Below are 17,315 nucleotides of genomic sequence, written 5' to 3' on the forward strand. Positions count from 1 at the left end.
ACTAAAGTAGCGGCCTTAATTGCCGCTATTTTTTATGTTGGAATTGGTCTTAATTACACTTATGCACGCTGTACATAAACTTCATCATTATCGTATGAGTCTAAGCACGACGACTTACAAGTCTCGTGGGCAACGTGTTATACGTTGTGACTTATGTCGTCTAGCAAAACCTCATTGTATTTGTTCATATTCGCCAAAATCCACCAGTAATGCTGGTTTTTTATTATTGATGTATGACACAGAAGTATTGAAACCGAGTAATACAGGTAAATTGATTGCTGATGTCGTGCCAGATACCTTTGCATTTCTTTGGTCAAGAACTAAAGAAAATAAAGAAATGTTAGCCATTTTAAACGACGAGCAATGGCAACCTTATGTTGTTTTTCCTCAACAATATGCACAACCTGAGCGTGAAGTTTTCTGTAATGAAATGCCTGTTCATTCAGGAAAACGACCATTGTTTATTATGCTGGACGGTTGTTGGCGTGAAGCGAAGAAAATGTTTCGTAAAAGCCCTTATTTAAATAAGTTTCCTATTGCTGCTTTTGATCCTCATTTACTTGATGAAGCGGCGAATACTTCTCGCTATCAAATACGAGTAGCAGAAGAGAATTATCAATTTGCTACCGCAGAAGTTGCCGCAAGAATGTTAGCAATGGCAGAAGAGCCAGTAAACGCAAAATTATTAGATCAATGGTTTGATATGTTTAGTTTTCAGTATCAAAAAAGTGTCTGTCAGAAAAACAGAGGTAATCCACAAGCATTAGATGACTATCTTAATTTTACTGAGCAAAATAATATTAAACTAAAAGTAAAACTATAATCCAATATAACAAATGTCATTAATTCGTTTCGGTATTAACTGTTTCGGTATATAATGCGACCGCGAATTTAATGAGGTTAATACCAATTCAAATAATTTTTTCCACTCAGCGAGATTTAAAAGGCTTAGAGGCAAGACATTGATTGAAGAGAATGGTTATTCCCTTATCAAAATTAATAACGCAGGCTGTAAGCCTTTTAAACTCGCCCTTCGGGAGTTTGTCAGTAATTCGATAACTGCTCAGAATTTCTTTTATATAGAATAACTATATACCAAAAAATTCTATTTGTTCTCAAACCACTAACAATCTCTGAGTGTGAACAAACTTAATTAAATTGGTATAGTTTATGAGAATATGTGGTGTTGAATTAAAAGGTAATGATGCAATTATTTGTATCATGTCACGTGAAAATGGTTTGTATGATATTCCGCAAACACGCGTGCAAAAAATATCTTTAGTAGAAGCGGGTGATGCCGAAGCAGTACAACATTTTCAATTTACCTTTGCTAAATTGATGGAAGATTATAATGTTGATAAAGTTGTTATCCGTGGCCGTGCATTAAAAGGTAAATTCTCTGGTGGACCTATTGGCTTTAAATTAGAAGCGTGTATTCAATTAATAAAAGAGCTGCAGGTAGAAATTATCGCTGGTAGTTTTGTTAAAAAAGCACTGGTAAGAAGTCAAATTGATATTGATTTTCGTGATACCGGCTTGAAGCAATACCAAGAGCCCGCCTTTGATACTGTTTTTGCTTTTTTTGAAAGTGACCCTTACATGAAGTAAGCGTTACTTTTAGCTTAAGATAATAAAAGCCCCAGTAAGTTTGCACTTACTGGGGCTTTTATGTTTACGACGAACAGTATGATGTGGTACTGAGAGCCTAATGAATATGCTTCAAATGAGCTAACAGATAAAATGATGAGAAACGTTATCAGTCACTTTTGTTAATAATTGTTAATAACGCCGCAATAAGCTCATGGGTGCTAGATTTAATATCGGCAGAATTTTTTTTCTTAATGTTGGACTCTAAGCTCATTGCGACTCGTGTTATGTTGTTATAACCAAACATTTGTGCGGCTCCAGCTAGTTTATGTGCTTGTTTAGCAAGTGCATCATTATCATTCGCTTGGTTCAATAATATGAATTTTTTATGTTCTGCAATTAAACCCACTTCAAATTTAGCAACCAAATCAGATATATAAATGCTGCTATGAGTTAGCGAGCTATTGTCTTCGTGGCTGTTATTGATAGGCGGTTCAAAATACTTAGCTATGGTATTGATAAAGTTTTGTCGCTCAAAAGGCTTAGCTTGAAATCCATTAAATCCTAGTGCTAAATATTGTTCTAGCTCTTTGGCTAAGGTATTTGCCGTTAATGCAATAATCGGCACTTCACAAGATCTAGCTCTTAGAATTTTTATCGCTTCTATACCATCCATTTTTGGCATCTGAATATCAAGTAAGATTAAATCAGGTTTATTTTTAAAGTAAGACTCTATTACTTCGTAGCCGTTGGTCGCAGTATAAACCTCAAAACCTAGTCCGGTCAGTAGTCTGCTCATTAAATGCCTATTATCATCATGGTCTTCAGCCAATAAAATAGCGCCACTGTAGGTCTTCTTTGTTACTTTGAATTCTTTTACAATCTCAGTTGAACTGGTGGGAGTGAACGGTAATATCAACGTAAAAATACTGCCCTGACCTATCTCACTTTCAACATCGATTATTCCCCCCATGAAGTCTGCTAACTTTTCAGATAAATTTAACCCTAAACCTGAGCCACCAAAGCGCCTACTAATGCTGGTATCTGCTTGCGTAAAGGCGTCAAACACTCTTCTTAATTGTTCATCACTGATACCTATGCCTGTATCACGTATTATGAAAGTTAATTCGTTGATATGATTATAATGCTGCGCGTATATTTCAATAGCAACATCCCCTTTTTCAGTAAACTTAATGGCATTTGAACAAAGGTTAATAAGGATTTGCTTTAAACGAAAGCCATCAATATTGATCATAAAAGGGGAGGGTAAAGTATGGTATATAGTAAAATTTAAGCCCTTAGATTTAGCTTGCTCTGAGAAAATATTTTTAATGTCGATAAGTATTTGTATGAGATCTAAGGCCGTTATTTCTAATTCAAATTTATTTGCCTCTATTTTGCTTAAGTCTAGGGTGTCATTCAATAAGCTCAGTAAATGCAAGCTATTGTTATATATGACTTTTATGCCATCATCACTGTTATCAATATCACCATGCAATATCGCTTCAGTTTGGCCAATAATAGAGGTTAAAGGTGTTCTTATCTCATGGCTCATATTCGCTAAGAATTGAGATTTGACTTCATTCGCCTTAATAACCTTTTTTGATTCTTGTTTGATTGAAGCCGTTTGTGTGGAAACCTGATGCTCTAATTGCTTAATAAGGTCACGTTCAAAAATTGCTTTTTTTTGATGAGCCCTAATAAAAAAGACTAATATGAGCAAAGATAAGATGAAATATAACGTATATGCCCACCAAGAGTTCCAGAAAGGTGGTAGCACGGTTATTTTAAGTGAAACACCTTCTTCATTCCAAATACCATTAGGGTTGCTTGCTTTTACTCTTAGTAAGTATTCACCACCAGATAGATTTGTGTACGTTGCTCGGCGATTTTTATAATCGGTCATTATCCAATGGTCATCAAAACCTTCAAGCTTGTATGCATATTGATTTTTTTTCGGGGCAGAAAAGTGTAAAGCACTAAACTCAAACGCCACTAAATTTTCTTTGTGGGTTAAAGTGATTGCTGATGTTGCATGGATCCCTTTCTCCAAAAAAAGTGTATCATCTTCAGGTTTTGCCTTATTTTTATCGTGTTCTTTATTGGCATCGATAGCGACTGATTGATTCAACAATAGCATTTCGGTGAAAACGACCACAGGTTTATTGTTATCCTGAATTAGCTTATCAGGAAAAAATCGATTAAAACCATTAATGCCGCCAAAAAACAATTCGCCACTGTCACTCTTATAAGAAGCGCCAGCATTAAATTCATTACTTTGTAAGCCATCGCCAACATCATAATTTTTAAACGTTTTAGACTTGGGGTTAAATTGAGATAAGCCTTGATTGGTACTTATCCATAAATAACCTTGCTCATCAATCTCTATTGCATAAATGGTGCTATCAGGTAATCCGTCCTCTTCGGTAAAACGTACAAACGCCCCTGACTTCATATCCATAAGGTTTAAACCATTCATGGTGCCTACCCAAAGGTTACCCTTGTCATCTAAAGCTATTGAGCTAATATAATTATGACTTAAACTGTTTGGTTGAGTCATATCATGACGATAATGAGTAAATACTTCAGTCTTAGGATTGAAGTAATTAAGGCCCTCAGCAGTAGCCACCCAAAGATTTTTTTGGTTATCTTCAGTTATTGCTAAAACATGGTTATGGCTCAAACTGTTTAAATTAACTTCACTATGCTGATAGGTCCTGAATTTTGCAGTTTTAGGGAGAAAATAATCTAGGCCATTAGCCGTACCGACCCAAAGGTTATTTTGGCTGTCTTCAGTTATCGCTTGGATACCTCTGCTACCTAAACTGTCTGAATCATTCAAGTTATGCCGATACGTACTGAATACTTCAGTGTTGAGGGTGAATTTATTTAATGCACTTCTAGTGCTAAACCAAATATTGCCTTGGTGATCTTTAGTTATTGCGTTAACCCAGTTATTACTTATATTTTCTGGGTTAGTTTCATTGATACTATAATGCTCAAACTGCTGAGTTTTTTTATTAAAGCGATTAATACCTTCTGAATCAACTCCCACCCAAAGATCGCCTTGCTGGTCTTCAACGATAGCAGCAACCCAATTATTACTTAAGCTCACGGGGCTAAGGATATCTCGACGGTAATGACCAAACTGCTCTATTTTTGGATTGAAGCGGCTAAGACCCGCTTTGTTAGTTCCTGACCAAATATTACCTTCTCTGTCTTCTAAGATAGCCATAATATCACCATAGCCTAAGCTATTTATATTGGCCTCTTCATGACGGTAATAGGTGAAAGCCTCAGTTTCAAGGTTCAGTCTATTCAATCCCATATTTGTCCCAATCCAAAGGTTGCCGTTTTTATCAGCTGCTAACGTTAAAACTACGCCATCGCTTAAACTATTAGCATTATTAGCCTTATGGCGGTAATGAGTAAATTGCTCAGTTTGCAGACTAAATCGATTTAAGCCGTTTTCAGTAATCATCCAAAGATTATCTTGCTTATCAGTAATTATTGACCAAACTGTTCCTTGAGTTATGCTATTGGGGTCGTTAGCATTGTGAAAGTAATGAGTAAATTGCTCGGTTTTTGCATTAAAGCGACTAAGACCAGCATGAGTGCCAACCCAAATTTCGCCGTTATTATCCTCTAATATTGCCCAGACATTATTATGGCTTAAACTCTTTGGATTATTTATATTGTATTTATAATGAGTAAACTGCCCTGTTTTTGGATCAAAACGATTAAGTCCGCCCCGAGTACCAATCCAAATATTGCCTGAACGGTCTTGCGTTATTGCATTGACAACATCATGGCTTAAGCTATTTAGATTGTTAGCATTGTGACGAAAGCGATTAAACTGTTCCGTTCTCGGATTAAAGTGATTAAGTCCAACTTCTGTACCTATCCAGAGGTTAGCACTTCTATCTTCAAATATAGTGCGAATTACATTGCCTGTTAGTGAGTTCTGATTTTTACCACTATGTTTAAATACTTTAAACGTATAGCCGTCATAACGTGCTAACCCGTTGGAAGTCCCTACCCATATGAAGCCTTGTCTGTCTTGTAGTATTTGATTTACATTACTTTGTGGCAGTCCATCTTCAATAGATAGACGCTCAAACCGAGTCGATTGCACCGCAGCGAATGAAACGCAGGAAGGGAAAAGTATGAGGAAAAATAAAAACAGCGAAGGCTTTATTTTATTGTTATTGAAAATAACACTCATTTTTACAAAACCTTTCAATATGAGTAATACAGCAGATTTTGACTTCATAATAGGGGGGTTAACTTTAGTGAATTACATGGCGTTTAAAAAATATTATTATTACATTATTAGGTTACAAACAATACAAATAAACTTTTATTAAAATTTTTAAAACTGGATGTTATCCCGCTAAAGACAACAGTAGTGAGCATGATATCAGGATGTAAATATAAGCACTTAGGTTTTTTTAGCAATCATAAAACGCTATGTCAGTTAATATCTTTTTTAGTTGTAAATCGTCATGCTGAGACTCATATAAATGTAGTATCAGCATGACGGAGCCTTAAATAACGGATATTAATAATATTACGGTTAACGTCATTTAGTTGTCGTTAAACCACGACGGTCAAGCAATGGCTGAACCTTAGGGTCTTGGCCTCTAAATCTACGATACATTACTGCTGGGTCTTCACTACCACCGGGTTCTAATATATGTTTGCGATATAAATCAGCGGTCTTTTCATCAAAAATGCCATTTTCTTTAAACGCTAACCAAGTATCTGCATCATAGATATTCGACCAAATGTAGCCGTAATAACCTGATGAGTAACCACCAGAAAATATATGTGAAAAATAGCCAGTTCTATAACGAGGTGAAATTTCTTTTATTAAGCCTATTTCAGACAATACATTCTTCTCAAAAGCAGCCGCATCTTGTATCTCGGCGGTTTCCAAAGAATGCCAGCTCATATCGAGCAAAGCAGCACCAAGGTATTCAGTGGTACCAAAACCTTGATTAAACTTTCCTGAAGCTTGAATTTTTTCAACCAGCTCCATTGGGATCACTTCGCCTGTTTTGTAATGTTTAGCAAAGTTAGCCAATACTTCTGGCTCTGTCATCCAATTTTCCATCACTTGAGATGGGTACTCAACATAGTCACGCGGTAAAGCAGTACCTGTTTGAGAGCGGTAATAACCATTAGACAATAACCCTTGAATAGCATGGCCAAATTCATGGAATAAGGTTGAGGCTTGGTCAAAGGTTAATAATGTCGGTGTATCACCAACAGGACGAGGGTAGTTCAATACATTGTAAATAATAGGAGTAACTTCTTCACCATACATACGGTGTTGCTTACGGAAGCTGCTCATCCAAGCACCACCACGTTTACTTTCGCGCACGTAATGATCAGTCATATAAATACCAACATAGCTTCCGTCTTTATCAAAGACTTCAAAGGTACGTACATCTTCATGGTATTTAGGTAAGTCGTTACGTTCTTTAAACGTTACGCCCCACAGTTTTTCAGCAGTGAAGAAAATACCTTGTAAAGTCCCTTCAAGTGAAAAATAAGGCTTAGTTTCAGCGGCGTCGATGTCGTAACGAGCTTTGCGAATTTTTTCTGAGTAAAACCACCAATCCCATGCTTCTACTTCGATTTTTGCGCCTTGTTCATTCGCCAGTTTTTGTATATCGGCTGACTCTTCTTTTGCTCTTGCTAAAGCGGCTGGCCAAACTTGATTTAATAAACCAAAAACGTTTTCTGGTGTTTTGGCTGTTGCATTTTCAAGGACAAAATGGGCATGAGTTTTGTAACCGAGCAACTGCGCTTTTTTGTAACGTAAGCTTGCTGTTTCTGCAGCAATCTTTTTGTTATCAAACGCGTCGTCATTGTTGCCGCGCATGGTGTAACCTTTATATAAAGTTTCACGTAATTTGCGGTTAGTTGCATAGGTTAAGAACGGGTTTTTGCTGGGACGATGTGTAGTAAACACCCACTTACCATCATAGCCTCGCTCTGTTGCGGTAACCGCAGCAGCCGCAATAATATCGCTGGGCAAACCGTCTAAGTCAGCTTTGTTATCAATAACCATTTCAAAACTGTTAGTTTCGTGTAATAAATTTTCGCCAAACTTTAAGCTTAATTCACTTAATTGTGTATTAAGCTGGCGTAACTTTACTTTATCAGCATCTGACAAGTTAGCACCACCACGGACAAAACCTTTGTAGGTTTTTTCAAGTAATGTTAATTCGTTTACTTTTAAGTTCAGCTGATCTTTTTTGTCGTAAACCGCTTTTACACGTGCAAATAATTTAGCATTAAGATTAATATCGTCATTTAACGCTGATAATTGTGGTGATACAGCTTTGGCAATACTACGCATTTCTTCGTCAGACATTGATCCCGTTAAGCCATAAAACACATTGCTTACTCGGTTGAGAAAGTCACCTGACTTTTCCATGGCTTCAATAGTATTTGTGAATGTTGCTTCATTCGTCGCATTCGCAATGACAGCAATTTCTTTTTTATTATCTATGATGCTTTGTTCGAAAGCAGGTAAGTAATCACTTTTTTGAATTTGATCAAAAGGAGGAATGCCGTGAGGTGTCGTAAACTCACTAAACAATAGATTTACATGTTCAGCTTGCTGAGTTGTTTGTTTACTTTCTTGAGCTTTACTGGTGTTGCTGTCGTTTGATTGACAACCCGCTAATGCAATAGCAATGGCAAGAGGGGCTAATAAGCGCTTCTTCATAAATGACCTTTTATTAAATTTTGGTAAATAAAATGACTTTGTAAATACATTATCAACAAAGTTAATAGACTGATTCTATGTGGCTCTTTGACAAGGTACAAGGCAGACATTGATAAAAACGGTGAATAACCGATTTAAAAAGCTGAATTGTTGTCTGGCTATATTATTGGCGTATGCTTTGTAGATTGAAGCTTAGCCCGAAATCGTCTTTAATAAGTTTGATATAAAAAACCCGTGGCTAGCACGGGGTTCTATGGTACTCATAAAATATCACGGCTTTGAGTATTGAGCTTATTCTACCGTTACGATTTCAATTTGAGTGCCTAATGACGCATCTATTAATAAACGTTTACTGTCCGCTGAAATATTGATGCTAGTGGGCTGCTGGCCCTGGGTATTAATGGTTGAAGTCAATACTGATTGTTGATTGTAAACATTAACAATAAATCCGCTTGCGGGGTCAAAGCGCACATAATAAGTAAGGTGATTGCTACCTTTTTCAACGAATAGTGTCGTTGCACCTTCTGCTTGGGTCAGCAAGCCATTATCGGTAAACGTTGTTCCGTCAAAGCTGATATGTTCACTGGTTGGGCTGTTAATATAAAGCGCTGTTTCGTTATTATTGACGACAAGGCCTGAAACTCTGTCGTTCTCAGCGAGTAACTCTGGTTTATATTCATGTGTTAATAGGGTGATTATTTTATCTTGGGTGAAATCGTTAACCTGCGCGGTATAACGTTTAATTGGCAGTACTGAAGCATCTAAGGTATAAAGTGCTTCTGTTTCATTCGCTTGATCTACGCTTGCCGCTAAAGTGCTCAGGTTAGGATCTCGAAATAAACGCTGCAGGCTATCATCAGCAAACTCTAATGCTTGTGTAACAATAAAGTAACGACCTGCAAATTGAACATAACGACTTGGTTCAAACTCAATGGTAGGTGTTTCAATTTCACTAAAACTATAATCACTTAAATTAACATTATAACGATGAACAACGTCTGTAGTGGTGCCGTCGTCATTCGTTATCGTTTCAATGGCTTTTGCGAGTAATTTCCTGCCGTTAGGGTGAACAATAAATTGCTCAAGTAAGGTGTTTTCAGGTGCAATAACGATAGCGTGTAACAATTCACCACTATATTGCTGGTAAACGTGTAACTTATTTGTTGAACCTACATAAAAATAGGGCATATTGGGGGCCGAGATCATTGTGTCGTTATTTACGGTGATATCTGTGATGATCTTAGTTTCTGTCTGTTCGGTATTTTGAAATAATGAGACCGGTACTGTGCTGCTAATAACCGCATCATTTTCAATAGCACTGACACTTATGCTACTTTCACTCATCGCTTCTACAGGCATAACACTCACATCAACGGTCACCTTAAGAAAATCATTTTCAAGTTTTGTTAAGGTTAGCCAAGTTGCTGTTGAACTGGCTTGCCAATTCACGGTAGCGCTGCTGTTGGTATTTACTTTTAGGGTTTGTTCAAGCGCAGAGATATTTGCCGTTGAAGTAAAAGCTAAACTCGCTTGGCTGGTATATAAATACTGATTGTCTAAACCTATTTCAATAGGAATACGTTTTTTGTCACCGGTTGTTACTTCGGTGAGAATGATATTTCCACTTGATAATTGTGCAGAGGTAAAGCTACTAATATTTGGAGTGATTTTTACGGTGGCATCGCCAGTACCTGACGTTACGTCAAACGTTATCCAGTCAACATCGCTTGTTAACTGCCAATCATTACTTTCGCTGGTAATCGCTATAGTTTGACTTGGAATTTCGGTATCCCCAAAAGTACCTCGAAAACTTAACAAATCAGTGTTGATATTGGCTTGCCAAATCAGCAATGAAACATCAATATCATGATGAACTAAGGTTGTACTATTATCTGTTAATTCACCTGTAGAAAAACGGAGTTTTGTGACGTATTTACCGATATTAATTTGGTCAGCTTGCGCTAAGTCGATATGAACAGTGGCAGAATTTGAGGTTATATTTTCAGTTCTAAATGCTAGCCAGCCAACAGGTTGAGTGTCTGGTGCATAACCGACTAATAAGCCATCACCTTCAAAGGTAACATTAACCGATATTGAATCTTGAAATTCAGTCAATATTTCATTGCTGAAGCTAATCGTTGATACATCAGTACTAATTATATAATTTTTTGATTTGTCGCTAGACCCACCGCAGGCAGAAAGTAAAAATGTAATACAAAAAATGGTAAAAATTTGACTAAGGTTCTTAAAATATACCTTCATACAGATCCCTGTTTATTTGCTGATTATCTATAAACGTAACGCTTACTTTATAACAACTTATTCTGCGTGATTATTCACTCAAAGTAAAAACTTAATTATTTATGCGAAAAGCAAATAAGTGAACACTATGATTATGCGTTAATTTAGCGGTAAAATAAGTGAAAAATGTCTTTAAAGGTAATTATTCATTGAATAAAGCAATTTTACATTGTTCGGTAGATATACTCTCCCGTCGCGAGCATTCTTATCAAGAGTTAATGGAAAAACTCAAATTACGTGAATACAGCGAAGATGAAATTACGCCAGTTCTTGAATACTTAATCGAAAAAAACTATTTAAGTGAGCAACGTTTTGCCGAATGCTTGTTTTGTAGTCGTCTCAATAAAGGTTATGGTTGGCTTTATATCAGTAATGAATTGGCACAAAAAGGTGTTTGTGACAGTATTATAGTTGAACTGAACAAAAATCAACAAATTGATTGGTATCTTCAAGCCGAGCTTGCGTATAATAAACGTTTTGGCGCAAGTACGATTAAAGACCAAAAAGACAAAATAAAACGCATTCGATTTATGCAGTATCGAGGTTTCTCTCCTGATGAAATCATGCCGCTGATTAAAGATACTCGTAACGATTAAACGAATAAAATTCAAGAATTAACTTTTCAGAGAGTGAACGTTCCCATGATTAAAACTAGTGCCCAATTACGTCAAACATTTTTAGACTTTTATGCGTCGAAGCAACATCAAATTGTTCCAAGTAGTTCATTAGTTCCAGGTAATGACGCGACGTTATTATTTACTAATGCGGGCATGGTTCCTTTTAAGGATGTTTTTCTGGGGGCCGAGAGCCGCAGTTATACCCGTGCGACTTCTTCACAACGTTGTGTTCGTGCCGGTGGTAAACATAATGACCTAGAGAATGTTGGCTATACGGCCCGTCACCACACTTTCTTTGAAATGTTAGGAAACTTTAGTTTTGGTGACTACTTTAAAGAAGATGCTATGCGTTTTGCATGGGAATTTTTGACGACTAAATTAGCGTTACCTAAAGAAAAACTATTAGTAACTGTTTATGACAGCGATGAAGAAGCTTTTGCTTTTTGGCGTGACGAAATTGGTATTCCGGTAGAAAAAATTATTCGTATTGGCGATAAGTCGCCAGATAAAAAATACGAGTCTGATAACTTTTGGTCAATGGGTGATACTGGGCCATGTGGCCCTTGCTCTGAAATATTTTATGATCACGGTGAAAATATTTTTGGTGGACCTCCTGGCTCACCCGATGAAGATGGCGACCGCTTCATTGAAATATGGAACTTAGTTTTTATGCAATACAACCGCCATGCTGACGGTACAATGGAAAACTTACCTAAACCTTCTGTTGATACAGGCATGGGCTTAGAGCGCATTTCAGCGATAATGCAAGGCGTGCATAGCAATTATGAAATTGATATTTTTCAAGGATTAATTAAAGATACGGCTGAGTTACTGCAATGTAATGATTTAGAACATAAATCTTTGCGTGTTATTGCGGACCATATTCGTTCATGTAGCTTTTTAATCGCCGATGGTGTTATGCCTTCAAACGAAGGTCGCGGGTATGTATTACGTCGCATTATTCGTCGTGCCGTACGCCATGGCCATAAATTAGAAGCCAAATCACACTTTTTTCATAAATTAGTAGTCTCATTAGGCAAACAAATGGGTGAAGCTTACCCTGAGCTGATTAGTCAACAAGCGGTTATTGAAAAAATACTACGTATTGAAGAAGAGCAATTCGGTCGTACCCTTGATCGCGGCATGCTCTTACTTGAAGATATTTTGGCTGGTCTTAAAGGCGATACTATTTCAGGCGAGGATACCTTTAAACTTTATGACACCTATGGTTTTCCTGCTGATTTAACTGCAGATATTGCCCGCGAACGTCAATTGAAAGTTGATCATAATGGCTTTGATATAGCCATGGGCTTGCAGCGTGAACGTGCTCAGCAAGCGAGTCAGTTCGGCTCTAACTATAACGACCAGCTTAAATCTGATCACAATACCGAGTTTAAAGGTTATACCCGTAATGAATTCTCTTCAACAATTGTCGAGCTATTCAACAGTGAAGCGTCGGTTGTTGAATTAAAAGCAGGCGAGCAGGGCATTGTAATTCTAGACAAAACGCCTTTTTATGCTGAATCGGGCGGTCAGGCAGGCGACCAAGGTATTCTTCATATTGATGACGGTATTTTTGAAGTACATGATACGACTAAAATGGGTAATGCTTTTGCCCATAAAGGTATTGCACGTGTTGATTTAGGCGTAAATCGTCGTGTAAAAGCTGAAATAAATATTGAACGACGTGCCGCTATTGTTAAAAATCATACCGCTACCCATATTCTTCATGCGGCATTACGTCGTGTATTGGGTGAGCATGTTACGCAGAAAGGTTCGTTATGTGATGCTGAAAAGTTACGTTTTGATTTTTCTCATTTTGAAGGGGTAACGCCAACAGAGCTACAAACTGTTGAACGTTTAGTAAACGAACAAATACGTAATAATTTAGCGCGTGAAACTGAATTAATGCAGATAGATGACGCTAAAGAAAAAGGTGCGATGGCATTGTTTGGTGAAAAATATGATGATGAAGTACGTGTTGTTACTTTAGGCGGCTTCTCTACAGAACTTTGTGGCGGTGTTCATGTTGAGCGCACTGGTGATATCGGGTTTGTTAAAATAGTTTCTGAGTCAGGAATAGCTGCTGGCGTACGCCGAATAGAAGCGGTTTCTGGTGAATGTGCACTTGCGTTCACTGAGCAGCAAGGATCAAATCTATCTTTAGTTGCTGCAATGGTTAAATCTGATATTGCTAATATGCCTGGAAAAGTTGAACAATTAATAAGTCGCAGTAAGCAACTCGAAAAAGAAATTCAAATACTGAAACAACAAGTTGCCGCTCAGGCTGGTTCAGACTTAATCAGCGAAGCCATTGATGTTAATGGCGTAAAAGTACTTGTGGCAGATTTGGCGGGTGTAGAGTCTAAAGCGTTGCGCGGTATGATGGATGAACTCAAAAATAAAATTGGCTCAGGTATCATTCTCTTAGGAACCGCTTCAGAAGGAAAAGTGGGTTTAATCGCTGGTGTTACCAAAGATCTAACCGGACAAGTAAAAGCAGGTGACTTAGTTAATACAGCAGCACAACACGTTGGTGGTAAAGGTGGCGGCCGTCCCGATATGGCCCAAGCAGGGGGAACTCAGCCTGAGCATCTAACCTTAGCGCTAGATGCTGCGAAAGCATGGTTAACTGACAAACTATCGTAATATTATACCCAGCTAATATATTTCATTAAGGAGCGCTTTAGCTCCTTTTTTGATGGAAAATCTTTTAAATAGCGAAGTAGGTTATTCAACTGTTAATTTAACGTTAGCCTACGTTACCTACAATATTAATAATAACAAATAGTTATAAAAATTTTATAAAAATCTATTTATTGCTTGAATAAGCTTGCTAGAATGCCAATATTGGTTATAAGTACAAAGTTAATAACTCGTTATCACTTGTGGTAATAAAATCTTTGTAAATAGCAGTAAAACTGAGTATTAGTGAACTTAAGTAACTATTTTCTACAAAGTTTTTAATTTTTATTATGTACTTTTACCAAAATTAAACTAAATTTATTACTAGCTTATAATTTTTTAGTGGACTGGCTTTTAAACATAAAGGATATTTAGGATGTTAATTTTAACTCGTAGGGTTGGTGAAACGTTAATGATCGGTGATGAAGTTACCGTTACTGTTTTAGGCGTAAAAGGTAATCAGGTTCGCATTGGTGTAAATGCACCAAAAGAAATATCTGTTCACCGTGAAGAAATTTACATGCGCATACAAGCAGAGAAAACAGGAAGTGATAATAGCGAAGGGGAAACAGAAGCAGAAGCAGGTAACAAATTTTAGCTTTGTTAATTACTGTCGTTAAAAAAAGTCGGCAAAAGCCGACTTTTTTAATGGCTAAAAATTAATTTATTTTTACTTAATTTATTGAACAATACCATTTTAAGCATGAATAATAGCCTTGTTGGTTGAATTCCCAGCAAACAGTTCTAAAACTATAGAAAAATTGAAAAAAATGTTTGACTTATTTTCTCGATCCATTAGTATTCGCACCCACTGGAGATGTGACCGAGAGGTTGAAGACACTCACCCGTTAAGGGAGTATCTGGTTAATAGCCTGATAGAGCGTTTTATATAGTATGCATGTTAAATACATACCGTAACTCTACAGTAAAGAAGTAAAAATGGAGAGCTGTCCGAGTGGCCGAAGGAGCTCCCCTGCTAAGGGAGTAACGGCTTTAAATCCGTTCGAGAGTTCGAATCTCTCGCTCTCCGCCATTACTTTTATCATGGGTAACTTTGATAAGAATAGTAAACGCAAAGAAATTTGCTATCTTTAGACTAAGATATAAAAAATAGTTCATGTGAGGGCGCGTAGCTCAGCTGGATAGAGTACCTGGCTACGAACCAGGCGGTCGCAGGTTCGACTCCTGCCGCGCCCACCACTTTTCTTAATTGAATTGTGGAATAAGCAAATATCAACGCTTATAAAATTAATGGATATTATCTTTGAACAAGATATTAAAAAAGGTTTAATGTGGGCGCGTAGCTCAGCTGGATAGAGTACCTGGCTACGAACCAGGCGGTCGCAGGTTCGACTCCTGCCGCGCCCACCACATTTGCTGTAAAGCTGAAAAAAACCAATCTTCGGATTGGTTTTTTTTCTCCTGTAAAATAGCACCATCAATAATTAAAATATAATCCTTTGTGATAGTGTTTGAATTGTTAAGCATATACCAAGCTTATAAAAATAATGGGTATTATCTTTTAACCAGATATTAAATAACGTTTACTGTGGGCGCGTAGCTCAGCTGGATAGAGTACCTGGCTACGAACCAGGCGGTCGCAGGTTCGACTCCTGCCGCGCCCACCACATTTGCTGTAAAGCAGGAATAAACCAATCTTCGGATTGGTTTTTTTTCGGCTAAAATAAAGTGAAAACTTTATAGGATTAAAGTGATGTTGGATAGATCGAGCAGAAAGTAGGTGCTACGAAGCGAACCTCTCCCGATCGCAGGTTCGACTCCTGCCGCGCCCACCACATTTGCTGTAAAGCAGGAATAAACCAATCTTCGGATTGGTTTTTTTTCGGCTAAAATAAAGTAAAAACTTTATAGGATTAAAATGATGTTGGATAGATCGAGCAGAAAGTAGGAGCTACGAAGCGAACCTCTGCCGGTCACAGGTTCGACTCCTGCCGCGCCCACCACATTTGCTGAAAAGCATTTTCGAGTATTTCAGCTTACCTAAACCACAACTAATAATATGTTGAGGATTAATCAATACGTAAATGGTTACGCAATAACATGTGGGTAAAAGAAGTTTTTAAATAGAAACCTCGAGGAAGTGTTTGAAACGGTTGACCGTGTTTATTAAAGGCTTGTGTTTTAGCTTGGCTATTTGCCGCTTTAGGGCGAAGTTGTAGCACTTGACCATGTTTTCCTGAAATATTTTCAACTTCCCCTAAAACAATCATATCAGTAAGTTCTTGCCAGTCTAATGCAAGTAATTGTTCTTCTTCAGGAGACGGAGACCAAATAAAGGGAGTGCCAACTATGCGTTCGCCTATCGGAATATGTCGCTCAGAAATAACTGGCACCCATAGCACCCGCGCCATTTTGTTACGAATATGACTGGTTTGCCAACTCGCTCCTACTAAGCCTGTTAATGGTGCAACGCAAACAAAGGTGGTCTCTAATGGTTTGCCTTGTGTATTAATGGGCAATGACTTTAACTCAATACCTAAATGTGGAAAATCTGGTTCGGGCTTTGACCCCGCGCTAGCGCCAAGAACTTGCTCAAGTAAAAGGCCTATCCAACCTTTTTCGCGTGTTAAATCCTTAGGGACTATTACACCTGCCTGCTCAGCTATTTCGGCTAAATTAAGCCCCGCTAGTGCCTGTGCTCTTTTGAGTAATTCATTTTCATTAGTGGGAATATTAATTTTAATAACTAAGGCTCTTTAGTAGTGATCTTTCTTTGGTCAGTATAAAGATTCGAAACTTTTCGCGCTATGGTTAGATAAAATAAAAAATTAATTAATTGCCCGCAAGCCCATATTATGGAAGAATCAAACTATATTTTATGAAGTTATTGGGAATTCCTTTGATAGATGCCGAAGGCTATCGAGCTAATGTCGGCATAGTCATAATCAATGATAGAGGACAAGTATTTTGGGCTAGACGTTATGGTCAACACTCTTGGCAATATCCACAGGGTGGAGTTGATGAGGGAGAAACAGCAGAAGAAACCATGTACCGAGAATTGCACGAAGAAGTGGGATTGAAACCGGAACATGTCAGCATTGTTGCTTCGACTAAACACTGGTTAAGATATAAATTACCAAAGCGTTTAATAAGGCATGAAAGTAAACCTGTTTGTATTGGGCAAAAACAGAAATGGTTTTTACTTAAGTTAACGTCAGAAGAGTCTGCTGTTGACTTACTTCACTCTGATCATCCAGAGTTCGATGATTGGCGTTGGGTGAGTTATTGGTATCCAGTGCGTCAGGTGGTGTCTTTTAAACGTGAAGTTTACCGTAAAGTGATGAAGGAATTTGCACAGGCGTCTATGCCTTCTTATCGTCATCATAACCGTAAACGTCGTAGTTGATTATTATTATGTAGCA

The 17,315-nt window shown here is 37.6% G+C and carries 10 protein-coding genes and 4 tRNA genes; 10 read left to right on the plus strand and 4 right to left on the minus strand.

Annotated features, from left to right (window positions below; translation table 11 throughout):
• Nucleotides 1-61: 61 nt before the first annotated feature.
• Nucleotides 62-823: a tRNA-uridine aminocarboxypropyltransferase gene (locus tag H4J39_RS04830; protein WP_182226244.1), complete on the plus strand. Its 762-nt coding sequence runs from the start codon at nucleotides 62-64 to the stop codon at nucleotides 821-823.
• Between the two features lie 347 nt (nucleotides 824-1,170).
• Entirely contained in the window at nucleotides 1,171-1,608 is a 438-nt protein-coding gene (locus tag H4J39_RS04835) for a DUF3010 family protein (protein ID WP_182226245.1), read from the plus strand.
• 148 nt (nucleotides 1,609-1,756) lie between these two features.
• On the opposite strand, the gene H4J39_RS04840 is transcribed toward H4J39_RS04835, so the two are convergent.
• The 3 genes from H4J39_RS04840 to H4J39_RS04850 all read right to left on the minus strand — a co-directional run bounded on the left by H4J39_RS04840 (nucleotide 1,757) and on the right by H4J39_RS04850 (nucleotide 10,591).
• A complete protein-coding gene (locus H4J39_RS04840; RefSeq protein ID WP_182226246.1) occupies nucleotides 1,757-5,860 on the minus strand; it encodes a hybrid sensor histidine kinase/response regulator in 4,104 nt (1,367 codons plus the stop codon).
• A gap of 309 nt (nucleotides 5,861-6,169) precedes the next feature.
• Nucleotides 6,170-8,329 carry a M3 family metallopeptidase gene (locus H4J39_RS04845; protein WP_182226247.1) on the minus strand — a complete coding sequence of 720 codons (2,160 nt, stop codon included), beginning with the start codon at nucleotides 8,327-8,329 and terminating at the stop codon, nucleotides 6,170-6,172.
• 291 nt (nucleotides 8,330-8,620) lie between these two features.
• Complete coding sequence (locus tag H4J39_RS04850) at nucleotides 8,621-10,591, minus strand: BACON domain-containing protein (RefSeq protein WP_182226248.1); 1,971 nt, start codon at nucleotides 10,589-10,591, stop codon at nucleotides 8,621-8,623.
• Between the two features lie 188 nt (nucleotides 10,592-10,779).
• Here H4J39_RS04850 and H4J39_RS04855 point away from each other — a divergent pair, with 188 nt between their 5' ends.
• The 7 genes from H4J39_RS04855 to H4J39_RS04885 all read left to right on the plus strand — a co-directional run bounded on the left by H4J39_RS04855 (nucleotide 10,780) and on the right by H4J39_RS04885 (nucleotide 15,560).
• Nucleotides 10,780-11,226: a regulatory protein RecX gene (locus H4J39_RS04855; protein ID WP_182226249.1), complete on the plus strand. Its 447-nt coding sequence runs from the start codon at nucleotides 10,780-10,782 to the stop codon at nucleotides 11,224-11,226.
• A 45-nt stretch (nucleotides 11,227-11,271) separates the two neighbouring features.
• The gene (gene alaS, locus H4J39_RS04860; protein ID WP_182226250.1) at nucleotides 11,272-13,896 is read left to right on the plus strand and encodes an alanine--tRNA ligase; all 2,625 of its coding nucleotides are present in this window, start codon (nucleotides 11,272-11,274) and stop codon (nucleotides 13,894-13,896) included.
• 412 nt (nucleotides 13,897-14,308) lie between these two features.
• Entirely contained in the window at nucleotides 14,309-14,530 is a 222-nt protein-coding gene (csrA, locus tag H4J39_RS04865) for a carbon storage regulator CsrA (RefSeq protein ID WP_182181867.1), read from the plus strand.
• A 343-nt stretch (nucleotides 14,531-14,873) separates the two neighbouring features.
• Nucleotides 14,874-14,965, plus strand: a tRNA-Ser gene (locus tag H4J39_RS04870).
• Between the two features lie 90 nt (nucleotides 14,966-15,055).
• Nucleotides 15,056-15,132, plus strand: a tRNA-Arg gene (locus H4J39_RS04875).
• Between the two features lie 94 nt (nucleotides 15,133-15,226).
• A tRNA-Arg gene (locus H4J39_RS04880) sits at nucleotides 15,227-15,303 on the plus strand.
• 180 nt (nucleotides 15,304-15,483) lie between these two features.
• Nucleotides 15,484-15,560, plus strand: a tRNA-Arg gene (locus tag H4J39_RS04885).
• A gap of 402 nt (nucleotides 15,561-15,962) precedes the next feature.
• Here the strand turns inward: H4J39_RS04885 and mutH are convergent.
• The gene (mutH, locus tag H4J39_RS04890) at nucleotides 15,963-16,631 is read right to left on the minus strand and encodes a DNA mismatch repair endonuclease MutH (protein ID WP_310649718.1); all 669 of its coding nucleotides are present in this window, start codon (nucleotides 16,629-16,631) and stop codon (nucleotides 15,963-15,965) included.
• 161 nt (nucleotides 16,632-16,792) lie between these two features.
• On the opposite strand from mutH, the gene rppH reads away from it, so the two are divergent.
• Nucleotides 16,793-17,299: an RNA pyrophosphohydrolase gene (rppH, locus tag H4J39_RS04895; RefSeq protein ID WP_146799994.1), complete on the plus strand. Its 507-nt coding sequence runs from the start codon at nucleotides 16,793-16,795 to the stop codon at nucleotides 17,297-17,299.
• The last annotated feature ends 16 nt before the right edge of the window (nucleotides 17,300-17,315 follow it).

This window comes from Colwellia sp. Bg11-12 (genome assembly GCF_014076955.1).
Lineage (GTDB): Bacteria > Pseudomonadota > Gammaproteobacteria > Enterobacterales > Alteromonadaceae > Colwellia_A.

Excerpts from the sequence above, each read along its gene's own strand:
- H4J39_RS04845 (WP_182226247.1), bottom strand. The coding sequence starts at position 8,329 with ATGAAGAAGCGCTTATTAGCCCCTCTTGCCATTGCTATTGCATTAGCG.
- H4J39_RS04840 (WP_182226246.1), bottom strand. The coding sequence starts at position 5,860 with ATGAAGTCAAAATCTGCTGTATTACTCATATTGAAAGGTTTTGTAAAA.
- H4J39_RS04830 (WP_182226244.1), top strand. The coding sequence starts at position 62 with ATGCACGCTGTACATAAACTTCATCATTATCGTATGAGTCTAAGCACG.
- csrA (WP_182181867.1), top strand. The coding sequence starts at position 14,309 with ATGTTAATTTTAACTCGTAGGGTTGGTGAAACGTTAATGATCGGTGAT.
- alaS (WP_182226250.1), top strand. The coding sequence starts at position 11,272 with ATGATTAAAACTAGTGCCCAATTACGTCAAACATTTTTAGACTTTTAT.
- H4J39_RS04835 (WP_182226245.1), top strand. The coding sequence starts at position 1,171 with ATGAGAATATGTGGTGTTGAATTAAAAGGTAATGATGCAATTATTTGT.
- H4J39_RS04850 (WP_182226248.1), bottom strand. The coding sequence starts at position 10,591 with ATGAAGGTATATTTTAAGAACCTTAGTCAAATTTTTACCATTTTTTGT.